The organism is Neorhizobium sp. PAMB6716 (assembly GCF_058242805.1).
The window spans coordinates 3,027,442-3,044,275 of record NZ_CM177835.1 but is presented as its reverse complement, the minus strand read 5'-3'; the positions used below and the strand labels follow the sequence as shown (position 1 = coordinate 3,044,275).

The 16,834-nt window shown below is 62.8% G+C and carries 16 protein-coding genes; 7 read left to right on the top strand and 9 right to left on the bottom strand.

The features are described 5' to 3' along the window. Positions 1 to 4 precede the first annotated feature (4 nt). Positions 5 to 616, bottom strand: coding sequence for a LysE family translocator (locus AC4CWH_RS14825; protein ID WP_491319329.1), 612 nt, complete (start codon positions 614 to 616; stop codon positions 5 to 7). Positions 617 to 882: 266 nt separating this feature from the next. Between AC4CWH_RS14825 and AC4CWH_RS14820 the strand changes: the two genes are divergently transcribed. Further along, positions 883 to 1,758, top strand: a complete 876-nt coding sequence (locus AC4CWH_RS14820) for a DUF3313 domain-containing protein (protein ID WP_491319328.1) — start codon at positions 883 to 885, stop codon at positions 1,756 to 1,758. Positions 1,759 to 1,972: 214 nt separating this feature from the next. Here AC4CWH_RS14820 and AC4CWH_RS14815 read toward each other — a convergent pair whose 3' ends face one another. Both AC4CWH_RS14815 and dut read right to left on the bottom strand, forming a co-directional pair. Further along, positions 1,973 to 2,869, bottom strand: a complete 897-nt coding sequence (locus AC4CWH_RS14815) for a GNAT family N-acetyltransferase (protein WP_491319327.1) — start codon at positions 2,867 to 2,869, stop codon at positions 1,973 to 1,975. 2 nt (positions 2,870 to 2,871) lie between these two features. Beyond that, positions 2,872 to 3,375, bottom strand: coding sequence for a dUTP diphosphatase (gene dut / locus AC4CWH_RS14810; RefSeq protein WP_491319326.1), 504 nt, complete (start codon positions 3,373 to 3,375; stop codon positions 2,872 to 2,874). A gap of 106 nt (positions 3,376 to 3,481) precedes the next feature. Between dut and AC4CWH_RS14805 the strand changes: the two genes are divergently transcribed. Both AC4CWH_RS14805 and AC4CWH_RS14800 read left to right on the top strand, forming a co-directional pair. Continuing rightward, on the top strand, positions 3,482 to 5,065 hold the full coding sequence (locus tag AC4CWH_RS14805) for a peptide chain release factor 3 (RefSeq protein WP_491319325.1): 1,584 nt from the start codon (positions 3,482 to 3,484) through the stop codon (positions 5,063 to 5,065). Between the two features lie 317 nt (positions 5,066 to 5,382). Continuing rightward, positions 5,383 to 6,312: an IS110 family RNA-guided transposase gene (locus AC4CWH_RS14800; protein WP_491318861.1), complete on the top strand. Its 930-nt coding sequence runs from the start codon at positions 5,383 to 5,385 to the stop codon at positions 6,310 to 6,312. Between the two features lie 337 nt (positions 6,313 to 6,649). Here AC4CWH_RS14800 and betC read toward each other — a convergent pair whose 3' ends face one another. Beyond that, a complete protein-coding gene (betC, locus tag AC4CWH_RS14795) occupies positions 6,650 to 8,164 on the bottom strand; it encodes a choline-sulfatase (RefSeq protein WP_491319324.1) in 1,515 nt (504 codons plus the stop codon). A gap of 29 nt (positions 8,165 to 8,193) precedes the next feature. Further along, entirely contained in the window at positions 8,194 to 9,144 is a 951-nt protein-coding gene (locus AC4CWH_RS14790; protein ID WP_491319323.1) for a choline ABC transporter substrate-binding protein, read from the bottom strand. A 94-nt stretch (positions 9,145 to 9,238) separates the two neighbouring features. Here AC4CWH_RS14790 and AC4CWH_RS14785 point away from each other — a divergent pair, with 94 nt between their 5' ends. Then, positions 9,239 to 10,150: a choline sulfate utilization transcriptional regulator gene (locus AC4CWH_RS14785; RefSeq protein ID WP_491319322.1), complete on the top strand. Its 912-nt coding sequence runs from the start codon at positions 9,239 to 9,241 to the stop codon at positions 10,148 to 10,150. On the opposite strand, the gene otsA is transcribed toward AC4CWH_RS14785, so the two are convergent. Together otsA and otsB are read right to left on the bottom strand one after the other, a co-directional pair. Beyond that, positions 10,099 to 11,523 (bottom strand): alpha,alpha-trehalose-phosphate synthase (UDP-forming), encoded by a 1,425-nt coding sequence (gene otsA / locus AC4CWH_RS14780; protein ID WP_491319321.1) that lies wholly within the window; start codon positions 11,521 to 11,523, stop codon positions 10,099 to 10,101. The two genes, AC4CWH_RS14785 and otsA, sit on opposite strands and share 52 nt — an antisense overlap. A gap of 38 nt (positions 11,524 to 11,561) precedes the next feature. After that, complete coding sequence (gene otsB / locus AC4CWH_RS14775) at positions 11,562 to 12,356, bottom strand: trehalose-phosphatase (protein WP_491319320.1); 795 nt, start codon at positions 12,354 to 12,356, stop codon at positions 11,562 to 11,564. Positions 12,357 to 12,574: 218 nt separating this feature from the next. On the opposite strand from otsB, the gene AC4CWH_RS14770 reads away from it, so the two are divergent. After that, complete coding sequence (locus AC4CWH_RS14770; protein ID WP_491319319.1) at positions 12,575 to 13,369, top strand: class II glutamine amidotransferase; 795 nt, start codon at positions 12,575 to 12,577, stop codon at positions 13,367 to 13,369. Between the two features lie 4 nt (positions 13,370 to 13,373). Here the strand turns inward: AC4CWH_RS14770 and AC4CWH_RS14765 are convergent, their stop codons facing one another. Then, positions 13,374 to 14,315, bottom strand: a complete 942-nt coding sequence (locus AC4CWH_RS14765; RefSeq protein WP_491319318.1) for a LysR family transcriptional regulator — start codon at positions 14,313 to 14,315, stop codon at positions 13,374 to 13,376. A 99-nt stretch (positions 14,316 to 14,414) separates the two neighbouring features. On the opposite strand from AC4CWH_RS14765, the gene AC4CWH_RS14760 reads away from it, so the two are divergent. Both AC4CWH_RS14760 and AC4CWH_RS14755 read left to right on the top strand, forming a co-directional pair. After that, a complete protein-coding gene (locus tag AC4CWH_RS14760; RefSeq protein WP_491319317.1) occupies positions 14,415 to 14,978 on the top strand; it encodes a chromate transporter in 564 nt (187 codons plus the stop codon). Further along, positions 14,975 to 15,502 (top strand): chromate transporter, encoded by a 528-nt coding sequence (locus AC4CWH_RS14755; RefSeq protein WP_491319316.1) that lies wholly within the window; start codon positions 14,975 to 14,977, stop codon positions 15,500 to 15,502. Before AC4CWH_RS14760 ends, AC4CWH_RS14755 begins: the two co-directional genes overlap by 4 nt. Positions 15,503 to 15,508: 6 nt before the next feature. On the opposite strand, the gene coaBC is transcribed toward AC4CWH_RS14755, so the two are convergent. Beyond that, the gene (coaBC, locus tag AC4CWH_RS14750) at positions 15,509 to 16,720 is read right to left on the bottom strand and encodes a bifunctional phosphopantothenoylcysteine decarboxylase/phosphopantothenate--cysteine ligase CoaBC (protein ID WP_491319315.1); all 1,212 of its coding nucleotides are present in this window, start codon (positions 16,718 to 16,720) and stop codon (positions 15,509 to 15,511) included. Positions 16,721 to 16,834 lie beyond the last annotated feature (114 nt).

Here is a 16,834-nt window from a genome sequence, read left to right as displayed (position 1 = left end):
ATGATCAGCGGGCGGCGATATAGGCGGCAGTGCCAGCCAGGATGCTTGCGGCGGAGCGGTTGAGAAGCATCAGCGCTGTTGGTTTCTTCAGGAGGATGCGGGCCTTGGAGGCCAGCAGGATATAGGGAATGAGAACCGCCATCAGCACGACGAAGGTGAGGGCGACAAGGGCTGCGTAGTCGGTCGCACCAATCTGCGTGAGGGGGATGAGTGTGGGCACCAGCGCCACGTAGAACAGCATGGTTTTCGGGTTTCCGAGCGTCACCAGCAGACCGGACAGGAAGGAAAGGCCAAGGCCGGGCGCCGACTTGGCGACAATATCCTGCGCCAGAAGGCCGGCAGTCCAGAGTTTCCAGGCGATATAGATCAGGTAGACCGCGCCGGCATATTTGAGGATCAGGAACGGGGTCGTAAAATTCTGCGCAACGATGGCAAGGCCAAGGATGACCGCCGTCAGATAGACCAGATCGCCGAGAATGAGGCCGAGCCCCATGAAGAAGGTCGGCCGAAAGCCGGATCCCAGCGCGCGGGCAACGATTGCCGTCATGCCCGGGCCGGGAATGGCAGCGGCGACGAAGAGCGCAGCGGCATAAGTCAGCAGGGTCGTCAGTGTCATGAAAGGCCTCCCACCCGTTTCATGCCTGATCACCGACCAGCGGGCAACTGTCAAGGATGACGCCGCATCTGCCACGGCACTTCCCACGTATGCCGCCCCGAAAAAAGCCAAATGTTGATACGTAGAAGCGAGTAAATTGCGGTACTAAGTAGTACTTGCATCGGCCACCTCCGGAAAAGCGAGGCCTTGCAGGCGGCTGCCGGGACCTCATGCTGGTTTCCGATGCGCAAACTTGTCTTCAGACGCCCTCAACAAGGTAAATTTTAATGGCCTCCGTTTCCGCTGCAATCGCGTGCCGCCCCAAGCTTCCACTTGGGCTTCCCCATTACTCGCCGGTTGCTTTATCCCTTGCCGTTCTCAGCTTCGCCATTGCCGGATGCAGTTCTGTGCCGTTGACAGAGGCGGGCTCGTTATCGTCCTACAGCCGCCTTGGCCCGGTGGAGGGGCGCATAGCGAAATCTCGCAGCTTTGCCGATGGGCCGGCGCTTCTTTCGGCAACATCGGTTGCCATCCTGCCCGCCACGGTTTCTCCGGCCGCCGCTGCCAGGGTGAACGATCCCGCTCAGGAAAAACTGGTTTCGAATGCGCTTGATCGGGCATTGTGCATCGGGCTCAGCGACAAGTACCGGGTTGTCCCGCCCGGTCAGGGGGCGGATCTTACCGTGCGTGCAACGATTACCGACATCGTCCCGACCGGCAAGGTTGCCGCGGGCATATCCAAGGTTGCCACACTTGGCACTTCTGCCGTTCTGCCGGTCGGCGTTCCGCGCCTGCCGATCGGCCTTGGCGGGCTGGCTGTCGAAGGCGAGGCTCTCGATGCGTCAGGCGTGCAGCGTGCCGCCATCGTCTGGTCGCGCGGTGCCAATTCCATCACCAACAGTCCGCGGGTCTCGGAAATCGGTGACGCCTACGGCCTGGCTGGCACGTTTGCGAACACGTTTTCCAGCATGATGGTCAAGGGAAAAGAGCCGACCGGCGTGAGTTTCAACCTGCCGTCGGGCCAGCGGTTGACGTCGCAGATGGGCGGCGCCCCCAAATATGCCGCCTGCGATGCCTTCGGGCGCGCCCCGGGCGTGGGTGGGTTCGTAGCAAGCGCTGTCGGCGCACCACCGTCCTGGGCAGACAAGAGCACCGCGAAATAGGTTTGGCTCCATCGAGGGGTTATCACCCGTTCCGGTGCCGCACTGCCTGGAGCCGAAAAGACGATCAAACCGGCCTCGCCGGGATTGATCCGGCGGCATCTTTCCTTTCCGCACTGGTTGCCGTCGAGGGTGCCGGGCAGGTCAAGCCATGTCGCGCCATGCCGGAAGACATGGCCGGAGCACCGCAAAAGCGTCGGGGCAAAGATGAAGCCGGTCAGAAATCTGCCATGGGCGAGAGCTGCACCGGCGCACCCGGACGCCTCCCGTCACGGCTCCACATCATCAGCACCATGCCGCTGTCGTCAGGCACTGCCTGTCCCTGCCAATCCAGCCGGTCCGGCGGGAAATGCACCGCGACATGCTTGGCTGCAGGCGCAATGGCGGCCAGAATCGATGCAAGCGGCGGGATGATGTTGCCGACCACGTCGATCAGCGCCAGGCCTCCGCTGGCCGATGGCCTGCTTGCCGTGATGCAGTGGCACGGCTCCAGCCAGTGCAGCGAAGCGTTTGAGAGCCAGGCGTTCAGCAGGAACATGTGGGACTGGTTGACAACCGAGAAGTGGCTGGAAACCGGTGCGCGCTGCAAAAGCCGGCTGCGGATCAGCTCAAGGTCTGCCGGGTTGCGGATGTCGAGGCGGCGCGCGCGCGGCACCTTTTCCGCGATAGCCGGAGCGGGACCGGAAAAATGCGCCTGCGGCAGGGTTCTGAAGCCATAGGGCTCATAGAGGCCGGGGTGTCGGGTGGTCAGCACCATGGCGTCGTAGCCGGCGGCGCTGCAACGTTCGAAGGTGATGTCCATGAGTTGCCGAAAGAGGCCGCGGCCACGCCATGCGGGGCGCACCGCGCCGGATTGCCAGCCGGCGGCACGGACGATTTCGCCGTCGATCATCAGCGGCATGGAAAAGGCGCTGAGATTGGCGATGCAGCAGCCGTCATCATCGAAAAAGCCCGTGGGCATGCAGGTCGGATCGGGACCGCCGAGCATCTCCAGCGGCGTCACGTCGATGCCGAAAATATCCATGAGCAGATCACAGAAGGCACGCCAGGCAAGGGGATCGCCAAAATAATCGGACCGCAGTGACAGCCCGGAATTGTCGATTGCGCCAGACAACCTTAGACGCCCGTCGAGCCGAAACCGCCTGCGCCGCGGGCGGTCTGGCTTGTCGTGTCAGCCTCGGAGACGCGGGCCTGAACCACGGGGGCAACGACCAACTGGGCCACGCGCATTCCGCGTTCGATGACGAAATCGGCCTCGCCGAGGTTGATCAGCAGCACCTTCACCTCGCCGCGGTAATCGCTGTCGATGGTGCCGGGCGTGTTGAGGCAGGTCACGCCATTCTTGAAGGCAAGGCCGGAGCGCGGGCGCACCTGCACCTCGAAGCCTTGCGGGATTTCGAAGATGAAGCCGGTTGGCACGAGTGCGCGGGCGCCCGGCGCAAGGGTCATGGGTTCGGTGACGGCGGCGCGGATATCCATGCCGGCAGCGCCTGCCGTTTCATAGGAGGGGAGATCCAGGCCCTCGCCATGGGCAAGGCGCACCAGGTTGAGGGTCGGGCCGCCAATGTCGGACCCGAGATCCGCGTGCTGGGCAAGGCTCGTGTCGGACGTGGCGGACATGGGGGCTCTCCATCTGCGGCGCCTCGCGCCATTCCTGTTGTCGAGGTCAATTGCATACTCGGCCTTAAATCGCTAGATACGCGGCAACTCAAAGGATTTTTGACCAATGGCCGAAAGCATTGCAGAGGCGGTTTCCCGCCGCCGCACCTTCGCGATCATCGCACACCCGGACGCCGGCAAAACGACGCTCACCGAAAAGTTGCTGCTGTTCGGCGGTGCCATTCAGCTTGCCGGTGAAGTCAAGGCGAAGAAGGATCGTATCCAGACGCGCTCCGACTGGATGAAGATCGAGCGCGAGCGCGGCATCTCGGTCGTGACCTCGGTCATGACCTTCGAGTTCGGCGGAAATGTCTTCAACATTCTCGATACGCCCGGCCACGAAGATTTTGCCGACGATACCTATCGCACGCTGACGGCGGTGGATGCCGCCGTCATGGTGATCGACGGAGCCAAAGGCATCGAACCGCGCACGCTAAAACTGTTTGAAGTGTGCCGGATGCGCGACATCCCGATCATCACCTTCGTCAACAAGATGGACCGTGAAGCGCGCGACACGTTCGAGATCCTCGATGAGGTCGAGGAAAAATTGGCGCTCGATACCGCGCCGATCACCTGGCCCGTCGGCCGCTCGAAGAATTTCTGCGGCTCCTATAATCTGGCGCAAAACACCTATCGCGGTTCTGATACGCAGGTCGAGGGCCTGCCGGTGAATGGTGCGCAGAGCGTGGCCGAGCATCTGCCGGAAAACGAACGCGATGCGTTTATCGACGAACTGGAGCTTGCCCGCGAGGCCTGCCGCCCGTTCGACCGTCAGGCGTTTCTGGAAGGGCATCTGACGCCGGTCTTCTTCGGTTCGGCGCTCAGGAATTTTGGCGTGCGCGATCTTATCAATGCCTTGGGTGAATTTGCGCCGCCGCCGCGTGACCAGGTGGCGGATGTGCGCAAGGTTCATGCCTCTGAAGACAAGATGACGGCCTTCGTCTTCAAGATCCAGGCCAACATGGACCCCAATCACCGCGACCGCATCGCCTTTGCGCGCATCTGCTCGGGCAAGCTCGAGCGCGGCATGAAGGCAAAGCTTGCCCGCACGGGCAAATTGATGGGGCTGACGGCGCCGCAGTTCTTCTTTGCCTCGCAGCGCCAGCTGGCCGACACGGCTTACGCCGGCGATGTGGTGGGCATTCCAAACCACGGCACGCTGCGCATCGGCGATACGCTGACGGAAGGCGAATCGCTGGTGTTCCAGGGCGTGCCGAACTTTTCGCCGGAAATCCTGCGCCGCGTGCGGCTGGAAGATGCGATGAAGGCAAAGAAGCTGAAGGAAGCGCTGCAGCAGATGGCCGAAGAGGGCGTCGTGCAGCTGTTTTCGCCCGAAGACGGTTCGCCCGCCATTGTCGGCGTCGTCGGCGCGCTGCAGCTCGACGTGCTGAAGGAACGGCTTCAAGGCGAATATACGCTGCCGGTGTCGTTTGAAATGTCGCGCTTTTCCGTCTGCCGCTGGATTTCGTCGGATCAGCCTGCCGAAATGGAAAAGTTCCTGACCGTCAAGCGCGGCGATATCGCCCGCGATCTCGATGGCGATCCGGTGTTTCTGGCGCAGGACCAGTTTTCTCTGCGCTATGAATCGGAGCGCTATCCGGCAATCAAGATGGTTGCCATCAAGGAATATCACGTCGCCAAGGCGGCGTGATATCGGATTGCGGGCAACGCCAGCGACGCTCCGGCCGTAGCATTCGTGATGCCTCTACCCCTCCCGCGTGCGGGGGGAGGGGTTACGTGATGTCGGGCGCCAGTTTGCCCCTCATCCCGCTGCCGCGACCTTTGTAACTTCCCAATAGCCGCATTTGGGTGTGTACTGCCCGATGCGGTGGCGGATGGGAGACCGACAAACCTTTGGGACACCAAGCCCGCGGGAGAGCAAGGGTCTTCGTCCGCCGTTCCATCGAACCCGAACAGTCGCCAGGACCGCTTGCGCAGGCAAAGTCCGTTTAGGCAGGATGGGAAAAGATGGATATCGTTGTTGGGATCGATGTTTCGAAGGATCGTCTGGATATCGCCGTGGCGCCATCCGGTGTGACGTTTGCGGTGGAAAATACGCATGCGGGCGTCGAAGATCTGGTCTCGCGACTGCAATCGATCAAAGCCGATGCCGTTGCCATGGAAGCAACTGGCGGGTTTGAGATGCTGGCGGTGGCGGCGCTGTCTTCGGCGGGCTTTGCCGTCCTCGTGGTCAATCCGGCGCAGGTGCGTTCTTATGCCAATGCGATCGGCCGTCGCGCCAAGACAGATCCGATCGATGCGGCAGTGATTGCCGCTTTCGTGATTGCGACCCAGCCAGAGCTGAGACCGCTCAAAGACTTGGAAACCCAGGCTTTGTCGGCACTTGTGGCCCGCAGGCGGCAGATCGTCCAGATGATCGTGGCCGAGGAAAACCGGGCGCGCATGGTTCTGGCGAAAGAGGCCCAGAAGAGCATTACGCGGTTGTTGAAAGCCCTCAAGCGCGAGCTGGAAAGTCTCGACGCCGATCTCGATGAACATATCCGCAAGTCGCCGCTGTGGCGGGTGCGCGAGCAGCTGCTGACATCGGTGCCGGGGGTGGGGCCCGCCACCGCTCGCACGCTGCTCGCCGAGATGCCGGAACTGGGCAGTCTCGATCGACGTCAGATCGCATGGCTTGCGGGTCTGGCACCCTTTACCCGACAATCGGGCACGTGGAAAGGCAAGAGCTTCATTGGCGGCGGCAGGGGCAAAGTGCGGGCCGTGCTGTTCATGGCAGCCCTCGTCGCCAGCCGGCACAACCCCGTGCTCAAAGCCTTTCGTGACCGTCTCGTCGCAGCCGGCAAACCCAAGATCGTCGCCATCGTCGCCACAATGCGCAAACTTCTCACCATGCTCAACGCCATCATCCGGGACCAAAAACCATGGCAAAACGCTTGACTGCCAAGACAGTCGCTCTCCCCGTCATGACCAGGACAATCGCTTGTGAGAGAAGTCCCCTCCCAAACCCTCCCCACAAGGGGGAGGGCTTAACCCGGCCGCGCGCTTTTGCGCAGGAACGGGACGCTTACCGCGTGGTTTCTCCCCCCTTGTGGGGGAGATGCCCGGCAGGGCAGAGAGGGCCCTATTCAAATGCGATAGCCCTACCGTCATGACGGGGAGAAGGATAACCACGGCCACCCGCCCACTCAAATCGCGATGCACGAGGGGTCGTCAGCGGTCTGGATATCATCTCGCCAAGGCGGAATGATATCGCGTTGATTTTGGCGCTTGAGAATTATTCGCCGCGCGGAAAGCGCTTGTTCTCTTCCAGCACGTTCAAATCCATGTGGTTGCGCATGTAGCGCTCGGATGCTTTTTGCAGCGGCTGGTAATCCCAGGGAAAATAAGCGCCGTTGCGCAGTGCCGGGTAGACCACCCAGCGGCGCGCCTGGCTTTCGCGCACGGCCTCGTCAAAACGGGTGAGATCCCAGCGGGCAAGCATGGCGCCGGTCATGCGGATCATCGTTGCGGCATGGTCCTGATTGCCGGCAAGGTTTTCGCGCTCGTGCGGATCGGCTTCCAGATCAAACAGCAGCGGTGGATCGGCCTCGCAGAGCGTCAGCTTGAAGCGGCCGTCGCGAAGCCCAACAAGCGGCGCGATCGAGCCCTCGGCGGCATATTCCATCGGCACGGGATTGCGTGAACCACTGCCCTTGGCCAGTGCCGAAAGGTCCTCGCCATCGGTCCAGCGGGCCAGCGAGGCCATGTCGATGCCGGCAAGGCTTGCAAGCGTCGGCGTCACATCGAGCGTCGAGACGGGTTGATCGACCAGCGCCGGTTGCCAGCCGGGCGCTGCGATCATCAAGGGCACGCGGGCGGAGCCTTCGAAGAAGCACATCTTGAACCACAGGCCCTTTTCACCGAGCATGTCGCCATGGTCGGAGACGAAAAGGATCACGGTATCGTCGGCCATCCGCGTGCGGTCCAGCACGTCCAGAAGCTCGCCGATCTTGTCATCGACATAAGAAATATTGGCGAAATAACCTTGGCGGGCGCGGCGCACCTGATCTTTCGTGATGTCGAAGGCGCGGAAATCGCAGGCTTCCAGCAGGCGTTTTGAGTGCGGATCGAGCGTCTCGAAGGCGGGAATATCGCCCGGCGGATCAAGCTCTTGGCAGTTTTCGTAGAGATCCCAGTATTTTTTCCGCGCCACGTAAGGATCGTGCGGATGGGTGAAGCTGACGGTCACGCACCACGGGCGCTCGTCGGCGCGGCGGGAGAGGTCGTAGAGCTTCGCGGTGGCGTTAAAGGCCACTTCGTCGTCATATTCCATCTGGTTGGTGATTTCGGCAACGCCTGCGCCGGTGACGGAGCCGAGATTGTGATACCACCAGTCGATGCGCTCGCCGGGCTTGGTATAGTCAGGCGTCCAGCCGAAATCGGCGGGGTAGATGTCGGTCGTCAGACGTTCTTCAAAACCGTGCAACTGGTCGGGGCCGACGAAATGCATTTTTCCGGAGAGCGCCGTGTAGTAGCCGCTGGCGCGCAGGTGGTGGGCATAGGTCGGGATGTCGGAGGCAAATTCGGCAGCGTTGTCATAAACGCGCGTGCGGCTGGGCAACTGGCCGGACATGAAACTTGCCCGCGCCGGCGCACAAAGGGGGCTTGCCGTATAGGTGTTGGCGAAGCGGACGGACTGCTTCGCCAAGGCTTTCAGGTGCGGCGCATGGAGGAAATCCGCCGGCCCGTCCGGAAACAGCGTGCCATTCAGCTGGTCCACCATCAAAATGAGAATGTTCGGCCGGGTCATGCGGATATCCTGCTGCTTAAGGTTTTGGATCAGAGGCCGAGGCTTTTGTTGACGGCTGCAAGGCCGGGTTTGCCATCCAGCGTCGAAACGCCGGCAAGCCAGGGTTCGATGGTCTTCGGGTTGGCCTTCAGCCAGGTTTTTGCTGCAGCCTTCGGCTCCTCGCCGCCGAGGATTGCGCCCATCAGCTCGTTTTCCATGCCGATCTCGAAGCGCATGTTTTTAAACAGCATTGCGGCATTCGGGCATTTGGCCGGCCAGCCGGTGCGTGCGAGCGTGTGAACTTCGGCACCGCCGTAGTTTGCGCCGAAATAGGCGTCGCCGCCGGAGAGATAGGTCAGCTTGAACTTGGTGTTCATCGGGTGCGGGGCCCAGGCGAGGAAAACGATATTGCCCTTGTCGCGGCCGGCGCGTTCCACCTGCGCCAACATGGCCTGCTCACCCGATTCCACCAGTTCCCAGCCTTTGAGGCCAAAATCATTGGCGTCGATCATCTTCTGGATGTTGGCATTGGCGGGTGCGCCGGGTTCGATGCCATAAATCTTCTTGCCAAACCCATCGGCCTGTTTCTGCAGGTCGGCAAAATCCTTGACGCCTTTTTCCGCGACATAACTTGGTACAGCGAGCGTGAATTTCGCGCCCTCAAGATTGGTGCCCATCTGCTCGATGGCTTTTGCTTTCGTCAGGTCTTCGATGAAGGCTTTTTGAGCCGGCATCCAGTTGCCGAGGAAGACGTCGATCTCGCCGTTCTTCATCGACTGATAGCCGATCGGCACGGACAGTGTCTTCACGTCGGGTGTGTAACCGAGGCCATCAAGCACGACGGAGGCCACCGCATTGGTGGCGGTGATGTCCGTCCAGCCGGGATCGGACAGGCGGATGGTCTTGCAGGCGGCATCGTCGGCGGCGATGGCACTGCCGGCTGCACAGGCGGAAATCGTCAGGCCGGCGATCAGCCGGCGGATGCACGAAACGGTTTTCATTGCGGTTCCCCTTCTATTCGAGCAGTTTATTGATCACGAAGCCCCGTTCGCTTGTGAAGAGGGCGTTTTTCGATGGTTGCCAAAAGGATTGTTTATGCCAGTGCGCCCGCTCGACCTTGGCTGGATGCGGATTTTCTTCGAGGTGGGCCGTGCCGGTAATTTCACGGCGGCCGCCGCAAGGCTGGGGCTCAGCCAGCCGGCGGTGAGTTACCAGATCCGCCGCATTGAGGAGCAGTTGCAGGTCGCTCTCCTTGAGCGGCGCCATCGCGGCGTGGTGCTGACGCCGGAGGGGAGGCGGCTGTTCGAGGTGGTTCGGCGCGCCGTGGAGGATGTGGATGGCGTGGTTGAGAGTTTTCGGCGCCGGCCGCTGCGGCCAGCGCTCAGGCTTTCTACGGATTACGCCTTTTCCGCGCTCTGGCTGATGCCGCGCATGCATGCCTACCGCGCACTTTACCCCGACGTCGATATTCAGCTTGTCGCAACGCATCGGGAGGAGCGTGCACGGCCCGCCGAAAGCGAAGTGGCGGTGGTGTTCGGCACGCGCGAGGAACTGGGGCGCACCGGCACGTTGCTGTTGCCGGAGCGCGTGGTGCCTGTCTGCGCGCCGGGCTTCCTGAAAGAGAACGGGCCGCTTCGGAGCCCGGATGAGATCGGGCGCGCCACGCTCCTGCATCTCGATACGCAGGGGCCTTCCCCCTGGTATGATTGGCCGGCCTATCTGCACGATCTCGGCACCAGCCACGCCCTTGCTCCCGGTCGGGGAGAACTGTGCTTCAACACTTATGCTCTGGTGGTGCAGGCGGCCCTTGCCGGGGAAGGGCTGGCGCTTGGCTGGCTTGGCCTCGTCGATGGCCTGCTGGAGGCGGGCCACCTTATTCAGACGGGGCCGGTGCTTGAGGTGCCGGAACGGGGATACTGGATTTTGCCGCCGGAGGAGGCGACACCGGAAACCGATCAACTCTGCGCCTGGCTCGTTTCTGGATTTTCCGCCGCTTCCGTCGGATGATCGCTGACGAGGTCATCGAGAAACGTGTCGCACCAGTGTTTCACGTCGTTTTCGAGCAGATGATCCATCATGCCGCGCCAGCGCTGCTGGCGCTCCTCCAGCCCCATGTTGAGGGCGCGCGCGATCGCATTGCCGGTACCTTCGATGTCGTAAGGGTTGACCAGAAGGCCGCCTTTCAGCTCGCGGGCGGCGCCGGCAAAGCGCGACAGGACGAGAACGCCGGGGTCATCCGGGTCCTGCGCTGCGACAAATTCCTTGGCGACGAGGTTCATGCCGTCGCGCAGGGGCGTGACGAGGCCGACTTTTGCCAGCCGGTAAAGGCCGGCGAGAACCGGGCGACCGATCGAGCGGTTGATATAGCGGATCGGCACCCAGTCGACGGCACCGAGCGCGCCGTTGACCCGGCCCGCCTGCTCGGCCACCGTGCGCTGCATCTGTTCGTATTCCGGCACTTCCGAGCGGGATTTCGGCGTGATCTGCAGATAGGTGACCTTTCCCTGATGGGCGGGGTTGCGCAGCACAAAGGATTCGAACGCATCGATGCGCTGGGTGATGCCCTTGGAATAATCCAGACGGTCGACACCGATGATCAGGTCGCGGTTTTCCATGCTCTGGCGGGCCTTGCGCACCATGACGCTGTTGGCGGCCTTGCGGGCATATTCGGCAAAGGCTGCCGTTTCGATGCCGATCGAATAAAAATCGCCCTTGAAGGTGCGCCCGTTGGAGGTGAACAGGCCATCGCCGATGGCATTGCCGAACCCTTCGCGCACGAGACAGCCGCGGAAGTTTTCCAGATCATGATCGGTCTGGAAGCCGACGAGATCGTAATGGGAGAGGCCGCGCATGATTTCCTCATGCACCGGCATGGCAAACAGCACATCGGCCGGCGGCCAGGGGATGTGCAGGAAAAAGCCGATCTTGTTCTTGAAGCCCATTTGGCGCAGTTCGGCGGCAAGCGGGATCAGGTGGTAATCATGCACCCACAGCACGTCGTCGGGCTGGATCAGCGGCGCAACGCGATGGGCAAAGAAGCGGTTGACGCGGAAATAACCGGCCATTTCCTTGCGGGCGTATTCGGCGAGATCCAGCCGGTAATGGCAGATGGGCCACAGAACACGGTTGGCAAAGCCGTGGTAATATTCGTCCACATCCGTCTGGGTGAGGTCGGTCAGCGCATAGGTGATGTTGCCGCGCTCGGTCAGCTTCAGCGGGGCAGGCTCGCGCCCGCCGCTGGATTTGCCGGACCAGCCCATCCATACGCCGCCGCGCTCTTCCAGTGCGGCCTGCAGCGCCACGGCAAGGCCGCCGGCGGGCGCATTGCCGTTTTTTTCCGGCATGGGAACGCGGTTGGAAATGACGACGAGACGGCTCAAGGTAAATACTCCTGTTCAGGCTTTGGACGCTGGTGTTGTCAGGCGGATGCCAGTTGCTTCAGGATCTGTCGCAAGGCTTCGGCTGAGGGAAGGCTGTGAAGGGCTGCGGTTTCACCGGCCTCACCGATGCGGATGGAAAGGCCACCCAGTTCGTTTGCCACTTTAAACATGGCCTCGTCGGTCAGGTCGTCCCCGATGGTGATGGGCTTCCGTCCGGCAAAGGCGGGTTCGGAAAGGAACGCGCGCACGGCTGCGCCCTTGCTGGCGCGGGCAGGGCGGATCTCGATCACCATCTTGCCGCGCTGCAGGGCATAGTCCGGTCCGGCCTCTTCCAGCGCCGATGTCATGACGGAGAGGAGGGCCTCCTGCCTGTCCGGCGCCTGCCGGTAATGGCCGGCAACCGCTGCCCCCTTGTCCTCGATGATGACGCCCGGCCAATCGGCGGTGACGCGTTCCAGCGAGCGTTTGAGGGTGTTGAAGGCGGGATTGTCCTCGACAGCGTCAATTGTGCCATCGACGCGGCGCCGTTCGGCGCCGTGCAGGCCGGCAATCGGCAGTGTCAGGGGGGTGAAAAGACGGTCGGCATAGGTGAGTGCGCGGCCGGTGACCAGCGCCAGCGCGCCATCCAGCCGTTTCGACAGAGCCTCAAGATGGGCGCCAAGATCCGGCGGTACGACGATCCCCTGCGGCGTATCCGCCAGATCGATCAGTGTGCCGTCGATATCGAGGAAAACCGCCCAGGCATGAGGCTCGGTTCGAAGCACGCCGAGTGCCTGTCCATCCGGTTGCGAAGCGGCAGCCTCGTCTTCACGTGATGTTTCGGTCGGTAACATGAGGACCTATCTAGGCGGCACGTCCCGAAAGGCAAGGGTCGCAGCACCGCCTCTGGCGCCCGCCCTTCGCAGAGGGCTGTCATGAATTCGACATCATGCTGGCTGAACGCCCTTGAAAGAGGGCGTGTTCATGGTAACCCTCGCTTAAGTTTTTAGGTCGATCTTTTTAACAGTGAGAGCCGCCGTTCCGGTGGCACGTTTGGCAACAGGACGAGATCATGTGCCGTTGGGCTGCCTATCGCGGCAATCCCTTATATCTGGAGGAGCTTGTCTCCTCGCCCGCGCACTCGCTCATTGAGCAGAGCCATTGCGCCAGCCGCGCCAAGACCGCGACGAATGGCGATGGGTTCGGCATTGCCTGGTATGGCGATCACCCGGAACCCGGCCGTTACCGGGATATCCTGCCGGCCTGGTCGGACTGCAACCTGCGAAGCCTGTCGCGGCAGATCCGCTCGCCGCTGTTTCTGGCGCATGTGCGCGCCGCAACCCATGGCGGAACGCGGCGCGACAATTGCCACCCCTTCGTTCACCGCAACTGGTCGTTCATGCACAATGGCCAGATCGCCGGTTTCGACCGCATCCGCCGGCGCATGGAGGCGCTTTTGTCGGACGAGCTGTTCGAGGCGCGCTCCGGCACGACGGATTCCGAACTTCTGTTCCTGCTGGCGCTCGAAATGGGCATGGCAGAGGACCCGCTCGGCGCCATGGCGCGCGCCATTGCGACGGTCGAAGATCTGTCGCGCGCCCATGAGGTCAGTCCGCTGGTGCGCTTCACGGCGGCCTTCTCCGATGGCGCAAGCCTTTATGCGGTGCGTTATGCCACCGATCACCGCCCGCCGACCCTCTATGCCGCCCCGATGGGCGGCACTGCCGGCCACTGTCTTGTCTCCGAACCGCTGAACGACGATGTGGACGCCTGGGAGGAAATTCCTGACGGCAGCGCGGTCATCGTGTCGCAGACGGGTTTTTCGCGCGTTGCCTTTGAGCCGCACACCGTGCTGGAAGCGGCCTGACGGCCTAACCTGATGCGGGACCTTGGCGGGCGCTGCCGGGGTTTTTGACGTTGCGGCTGACTTCCTCGACAAAACGGGCAAGGGCGCCCGCCTGTCCATCCCGCCGCAAGGCGAGATACAGCGGCGCGACAAGGCCCGAGCTTTGCGTGAACCGGCGATAGACAACGCCTGATGTTTCCAGCCGCGCCATGGATTCCGGAATGATCGAGGCGCCAAGGCCGGCGGCCACAAGGCTTAAGGTGGACACCATTTTCGGCGCTTCCTGGGCAACGCGCGGGCTGAACCCTGCCCTCTGGCAGGCGGCAATGATGCGATCGTAGAGCCCCTGGCCGCTTGGGCGCCGGTAGAGGATGAAGACATCTTCGCAGAGATCGGTAAGCTCGATCCGGCGCTTCTTCTGCGATGAGTGCGCCAGGGGGTGGACGTCGGGAATGGCGAGCAGCATTTCCTCCGTGTCGACATGGTTTATCACCAGCGATGACTGGGTGTCGCTGGCCGAGCGGATGAAGGCCGCATCCAGCCGGCCGGCCAGAAGATCGCCGGTCAGTTCGTCTGTCGCACCTTCCTCCAGCCGCAGCGCAAGGTCCGGCAGGGCCTGCCGCAGCCCGCGAAAGACGGAGGAGACGAGCGGATGAAACGCTGCCGAACTGGTAAAGCCAACCGCGAGCGCTCCGGTTTCGCCGCGTGCGGCGCGGCGGGCCGCATCGACCGTGGCATCGAGATCGGCCAGCACCTGGCGGGCCCGGTCCACGAAGGCGCGGCCGGCATCGGTCATCTCCATGCCGCGCGGCAGGCGGCGAAAAAGAGGAGACCCGACCAGAGCCTCTAGCGCCTTGATCTGCTGGCTGAGCGGCGGCTGCTGGAGCCCAAGCCGTTCGGCCGCCCGCGTCATATGGCCTTCCTCGGCCACCGCAATGGCATAACGCAGATGGCGGATCTCCAGCATCATCATATCTCCAGCATATGGCAAACATCATATCCATATATTGGACATCGTGCCAGACGCACGATACCTCTTGGGCTCTCATCAGGCAGAGGCATGCGCATGACGATGATCGACACAGACGAAGACAGGACGCAGAGGCCGGGCATCGGCGCGCTGTTCACAGGGTTTCTCGGGCTCGGACTGATGGGATTTGGCGGGGTGCTGCCGATGGCGCGGCGGATGATGGTGGATGACCGGCGCTGGCTGACGGCGGCGGAATTTACCGATCTGCTCGGCCTTTGCCAGTTCCTGCCGGGTGGCAATATCATCAACATGTCGGTGGCGGTGGGCATGAAATTTCAGGGCTGGCGCGGTGCGCTTGCCTCCATCTTCGGCATCATTGCGGCACCCACGGCCATCGTTATCTGTCTTGGTGCGATCTACGACCGCTATCGGCAGGATCCGCATGTGGAACATCTGTTTGCCGGGCTTGCGGCGGCCGCTGCCGGCCTGCTGGTGGCGCTTGCCTGGAAGGTGATGAAACCGCTTCTCAAGAAGCCGGCGGCCCTTGTCATCGTGGCGGCGCTCTTTCTTGCCATCGCCGTGCTGCGCCTGCCGCTGCTGGCCACCATGCTGGTGATGGCGCCCGTTTCCATTCTCCTGTCGTGGAGGCTTTCGCGATGAGTGCGACCCTGATTGCGCTTGCCGTCATCTTTACCGAACTGTCGCTGATTGCCTTTGGCGGCGGCAATTCCGTGCTGCCGGAAATGCAAAGGCGCGTGGTGGAGGTGCAGCATTGGGTCACCGCCGATGAATTCAGCGCGCTCTTTGCGCTGGCGCAGGCGGCACCCGGCCCGAACATGATGATCGTGCCGCTGATCGGCTGGCATGTGGCGGGCTTTTCCGGCCTTCTCGTCAGTTCGGTGGCAAAATTCCTGCCGTCCTCGCTGATTGCCTGCTTTGCCGTGACGCTGTGGGACCGCTTTCGCGACCGGCCGTGGCGAGCCGTCGTGCAGGCGGGGCTGGTGCCGGTCACGGCAGGGCTGGTGGCGGCCAGTGCCGCCGTCATTACCGTGGCCTCGGTGCATTCGTGGCTGCTTGCCGCCATTACCGGCGTCACCGCCGGCCTTTCGGCCTTCACCCGCGCGCACCCGCTGGCGGTGCTGGGGCTTGGCGCGGCGGCGGGGCTGGCATTTGGCGGGTTCTGATGAGGCTCAGAGAGCGTTCAGCCGCTCTGCAATCGTTGCCGCCAGCCTTTGCGCCACGTCGGTCTTGTCGAGGTCCGGCCAGGTCTCGATGCGGCCTTGCGCAATCAGCATGACGCGGTTGCGGTCGCCACCCATGACGCCGGTCTGCGGCGAGACATCATTGGCGACGATGAGGTCGGCGCCCTTGGCGGCAAGCTTGCGGCGGCCGTTTTCCTCGACATTCTGCGTTTCAGCGGCAAAACCGACAACGAAACGCGGGCGGTTTTCATGGTGGCCGACGGTTTTGAGGATGTCCGGGTTTTCCGCAAGCTGCAGCGGCGGCGGCGCTTCGCCCGGCTGTTTCTTGATCTTCTGGCCGGAGGAGGACGCCACACGCCAATCGGCAACGGCTGCGACCATCACGGCAATATCGGCGGGGAGGTGAGAGGTGACGGCCAAGAGCATGTCCTTCGCCGTTTCCACATGCACGGTCCTGACGCCTGCCGGATCGGGGATCGTCACCGGGCCGGAGACGAGCGTCACCTCGGCGCCAAGTTTTGCAAGGGCAGCGGCAATCGCATGGCCCTGCTTGCCGGAGGAGCGGTTGGCGATGTAGCGCACGGGGTCAATGGGTTCATGCGTTGGCCCTGACGTGACGATGGCCGTCTTGCCGGCCAGCGGCTTTTCGCCGGGCGTCAGAAGTGCCGCGACAGCGGCGACAATCTCCAGCGGTTCGGCCATGCGCCCTGTGCCGGCCTCGCCGCTTTCGGCCATTTCGCCGCTCTTTGGGCCAACGAGGTGGATGCCGTCGCTCTGCAGGGTCTGAAGGTTGCGGCGGGTGGCGGGCGCATCCCACATTTTCGGGTTCATGGCGGGCGCCATCAGCACCGGACGGTCTGTGGCGAGAAGTACGGCGCCGGCCAGATCATCGGCAAGGCCATGCGCCATCTTCGCCATGCGGCTGGCGGTTGCCGGCGCCACGAGAACGAGGTCACATTCGCGCGCCAGCCGGATATGGCCCACGTCCTGCTCATCCTCGCGGGAAAAAAGATCGGTGTAGACATGGGAGGCAGAAAGCGCGCCAACGGCAAGCGGCGTGATGAATTCCTGCGCCGCACGCGTCATGACGGGGCGCACGGCTGCCCCGCGTTCGCGCAGCCGGCGGATCAGGTCGAGGCTCTTATAGGCGGCAATCCCGCCGGAAATGATCAGCAGGATGCGTTTGTCTTGAAGCTCCATGGGCCTCTCCCGGGTGTATGAGGGCTGGTCATGCCGTGGCGCCCCCTCACCCCGCCTCCGCTTTGCTCGGCGGACCTCTCCCCGAGGGGAGAGGGGAACCGCAGCCGTTGCGGC